General features: G+C 44.8%; 5 protein-coding genes. All 5 read left to right on the plus strand.

What is annotated here, in order from left to right:
- The coding region (locus FH749_08685; protein MTI95550.1) for a hypothetical protein at positions 1-1430 on the plus strand (1430 nt) is incomplete at its 5' end.
- Complete coding sequence (locus FH749_08690) at positions 1427-1981, plus strand: SMI1/KNR4 family protein (GenBank protein ID MTI95551.1); 555 nt, start codon at positions 1427-1429, stop codon at positions 1979-1981. The genes FH749_08685 and FH749_08690, both read left to right, overlap by 4 nt.
- 372 nt (positions 1982-2353) lie before the next feature.
- Positions 2354-2932, plus strand: a complete 579-nt coding sequence (locus tag FH749_08695; GenBank protein MTI95552.1) for a hypothetical protein — start codon at positions 2354-2356, stop codon at positions 2930-2932.
- 18 nt (positions 2933-2950) lie between these two features.
- On the plus strand, positions 2951-3391 hold the full coding sequence (locus tag FH749_08700) for an SMI1/KNR4 family protein (protein MTI95553.1): 441 nt from the start codon (positions 2951-2953) through the stop codon (positions 3389-3391).
- Positions 3392-3434: 43 nt separating this feature from the next.
- The coding region (locus FH749_08705; protein MTI95554.1) for a hypothetical protein at positions 3435-4059 on the plus strand (625 nt) is incomplete at its 3' end.

Below are 4059 nucleotides of genomic sequence, written 5' to 3' on the forward strand. Positions count from 1 at the left end.
TGGTGGATCCCTTCGGTCTTAGTCCTGAGTTTAGTTCGGCAAGTATCTACGGCAATCTTTTTGCCAGGTTAGGCGGTCTATTCCTTGGCGGGGGAGTTACCGGCACGCAAAGCTCCGGTGATGGTTTCTTCAGCCGGTTGTACTCAAAAATTACCAGCGTTCCTGTAATCGGAAGAGGTATCAAGTGGGGCGTCGAAAAGGTTGGTTCTGCAGCGAACTGGGTGAGCGAACTCAGTCCGGCAACTAAAATAATTATAGGCACGGTTGCTATTGCTACCGCAACTGTTGCCACCGTCCTAACTGGAGGCGCAGCAGCTCCCGTCTTGGCATCAGCAATAAAGGTGGCCACGATCAGCGGGGTCGCTAATTCGGTGGTTCCAACAGTGCTCGGTGGAATTTCAGGGTACATTGATGGCGGTTGGCAAGGGGCTTTTGAGAGGGCAAAGCAGGGCTTTGTTGAAGGCTTCTCTACCGGGTTTATGGCCGGGGGAGTTGGTTTTGCTGTCAATAAGACAGTGCAGCTTGTCAAAGGAGCTGCACAAACACGGCAGGCAGCAGCCCTGGCAAGGCAAAGCAGTGGCTCATGCTTTGTTGGCGGCACGTTGATCCTTACTAAAGACGGACATAAACCGATTGAAGAAATTCAGGTGGGGGACGAGGTCTATTCCTATAATCCTGAAACTGGCGAAAAAGGCCTGAAGTCGGTTGTCAATACATTCGTGCATGATAAGGATGTCTTGCTGAATGTCTATATTGGTGAACTGAAGATTGAAACCACCGAGGAGCATCCATTCTGGGTAGTGGATAAAGGCTGGGTGCTGGCAGGAGATCTGGAAGTTGGCGATCAGCTGCTGCTGCACTCCGATGAGATAGTTGAAATAACTGAGCTGGAATGGATACAGCTTGCAGACCCGGTGAAGGTCTACAACTTCGAGGTAAAGGACTGGCACACATACTTTGTCTCTGAGATTGATGTATTTGTGCATAATAAAGCGCTTAGGCATGGAGGAACGCCTCAAGGTTCGATAGACTATGGGACCCTTGATCACTTAGGGCGACCTACTGGCGTTAGGGCTAGGATAACACAAGATATGATTGGTACAGGAAGTCAGGCTTCTCGTTCAATCCGCCCACCAGGATTTGGTGGAAGAGCGAAAACTCATTCAAGAGGACACTTACTTGGCAGACAACTTGGTGGTGCGGGGAACGATCCTCGAAACTTGGTAACTCTATATCAAAATCCAGTAAATACACCTGTGATGTCAGGTTATGAGAGAATGATTAGAACAGCTGTTGAAGGTGGTGAAGTTATTAATTATAACGTGGTGCCAATTTATCATGGCTCAAATTTGGTGCCAAGAAGTGTTACGATTACTGCTCAAGGAGATAAGGGCTTTAATCTTGCACTCTCGATCTTGAACAGACAATGAAAAGGAGTAATTGGGTTATGACAATAGAAAGACTAAAGAGTATTTTACCTGCTCCACTAAGTACAGATGTACTCGAATATAGCAAGTGGGCAACTGTAGAAGCTAAACTAGGTACTCATCTACCGGAGGAATATAAAGAATTCGTTACACTGTACGGGACAGGTTCGATTGATGATTTTTTGTGGGTGCTTAACCCGTTTTCTACAAACGAGAATCTAAACCTAATAAAACAAAGCCAAATAATCGGTAAAGCATATATTGATTTAAGGAATGCTTTTCCAAAAGAATATAAGCACAATATTTTTCCTGAAGAAAACGGGTTGTTAGTCTGGGCGGTCACTGACAATGGTGACGATATATTTTGGGATACATGTGGTTGCCCTAATTCATGGAAAATAGTTGTATACGAAACCAGATCATCTTGTTACCATGAATATCAGACGACTGTCACGAAATTTTTACATGGTATCCTCTCCAGGGAGTTATACTGCGATGCCTTTCCTGGAGATTTTCCTTCTAACAATCCTGTGTTTGTTCCAATAGAGCAATAAAACTACCTATCAGCTTGAATCTCGCCCCATGGATATTAGTATCTTGCGCTTTGACGCCGAGATGTCACTAAAAGCTAGAGGACTAAGTGGATGTGATAATAGTGAGTAACCTTTACAAGAGACTAATTACATGGTTGAGTCTGCGAAACTTGTTGGGTAGGTTAAGACAGTTTATTTCCAACCAGTTGCCTGTTAATAATCCGGGAAATTTTTGTCATTGAAGTAATTGCTTCCCTAAACAGCAAGACGGAAATACAGCTCGCAGGTGTAGGGGTTTCTGCCGCTCAACTCGGTTTCTCTACAACGGCTGCAGTAACAATCGGTAAAGTTGCTAATGTACTGACTCACGTGTTCGCCGGCGGAACTGGTGTTTTGGCCCTCAACAGGGCCGGTGAGACAGTTACAGGTTATAATGTCATCAGGGATGGCCTGATGCAGGGCAATCCAATGTATTATTATTTAGAATTTGCTGCTATTACCCTTGGCCAAGTAGCCGGTCAGCTGAATGCGGCAAATAGTAGCGGTAGGGCGGTCAACAAACCTGGAGATTCTACGCGAGTTTTCACAAAACAAGCTACGTGGAAGGCAACAAGGAAAAGCGGTACACACCAAACATATAAAGTTTACCAAAGAAACGATATTAATTGGGACATGGTTAGGACTACTGGTGATAAAAGATTTATTGGAAAAACAAATGCTGAGGCAGCTGCAAGAGGATTAGCACCTCAATTATCTGATGGTAGTTTTGGAACGCTTCATCATATGGGGCAGAATGCAAGGGGAGCTTTGGCGGAGGCTAGCACAAGATATCATGGCGTTGGGAAGTATGGGCAGGAAATATTGCACAGTCAGTTTGGTAAAAATGTGCCTCATCCTGTATATCCAGTTAACAGGAACGCATTTAGTGTCGACGCAAGGGAATATTGGCAATGGCGTGTTAATAACAGGTAGGGGGAGATTAGTGTGGAAATGTTTGAAGAACTTAAATCGAGATATCTGAATTATTACCCTCATGATGGAGTCTCAGAAAAAGATATAAAAGAAATTGAAGCTATCTTAGGAGTAAAGCTGCCTAATGATTTCTCTGCAATTGCACTATTCTATAGTGGGGGGTTTATAGGTGGTATTAGCGTGCTCTCCTTTAGTCGTAGAGATAGTTCTCAGAATATAATAGACGAAACGATAAGATTAAGGGACACCATTAAACTTCCCGAGAGATTTATTGTTTTAGCAGAACCACCTGAGAGCCTTATTGTTTTAGATACTGAAAACCAGCCCTCTATAATTTGGTGTGATGCCGTTGAAGTTAGCAGATTAAAGGATATGAGATTTATTTCTAAACCAGACGTGTGGAATAGTTTTAGTGATTTTTTTGCAAAGCTTCTTAAGGATGAAGGAGAACAGGAGTAGATTTGCCTATCTTATTTATTGATCCAGGCGATTTAATTACTCTTTGTTATCCACCAATGGCAGTCAACTGGCAATAACCCATGATGATGCTGGGCAAATTATCCAGAAGCTGGACACCGATTCAATAGGCAATATCATCAACCAGTATGACTACACCTATGATGCTACCGGTAAGGTTACAGTGGAGCTTTCGTCAGTAGAACCCCAGCTTTATGACCTCACCAGCCTGACCATGGTTTACGGACAGGGCAACCGGCTCATTTCCTATGACGGCCAAGATGTGGAATATGACGCTGACGGAAACATGACCTTTGGCCCCTTAAATGGGCAGATGGTGGAGTATATCTATGACTCCCGGAACAGACTGATTCAGGCCGGTGACACCGAGTATATCTACGACGCTGAAAACAACAGAATCGCTTCCATTGAAGACGGGTTGCGGACCGATTACGTCACCAATCCCCATGCCCACCTCAGTCAGTTGCTGGTTGAAAGCACGAGCGGCAATGAAACCTATTACGTCTATGGTATCGGCCTGATTGGCCACCAGGAGCCCAATGGTGACTACCGGACATACCACTTCGACATCCGTGGCAGCACCACTGCTATCACCAATCAGGATGGAGTAGTGACAGACCGGTTCCAGTACGGCCCCTATGGCGAGATTG

The sequence above is a fragment of the Bacillota bacterium genome, assembly GCA_009711825.1.
GTDB lineage: Bacteria > Bacillota > Proteinivoracia > UBA4975 > VEMY01 > VEMY01.

Coding starts and splice junctions, on each gene's coding strand:
- FH749_08690 (MTI95551.1), top strand. CDS start 1,427: ATGAAAAGGAGTAATTGGGTTATGACAATAGAAAGACTAAAGAGTATT.
- FH749_08700 (MTI95553.1), top strand. CDS start 2,951: ATGTTTGAAGAACTTAAATCGAGATATCTGAATTATTACCCTCATGAT.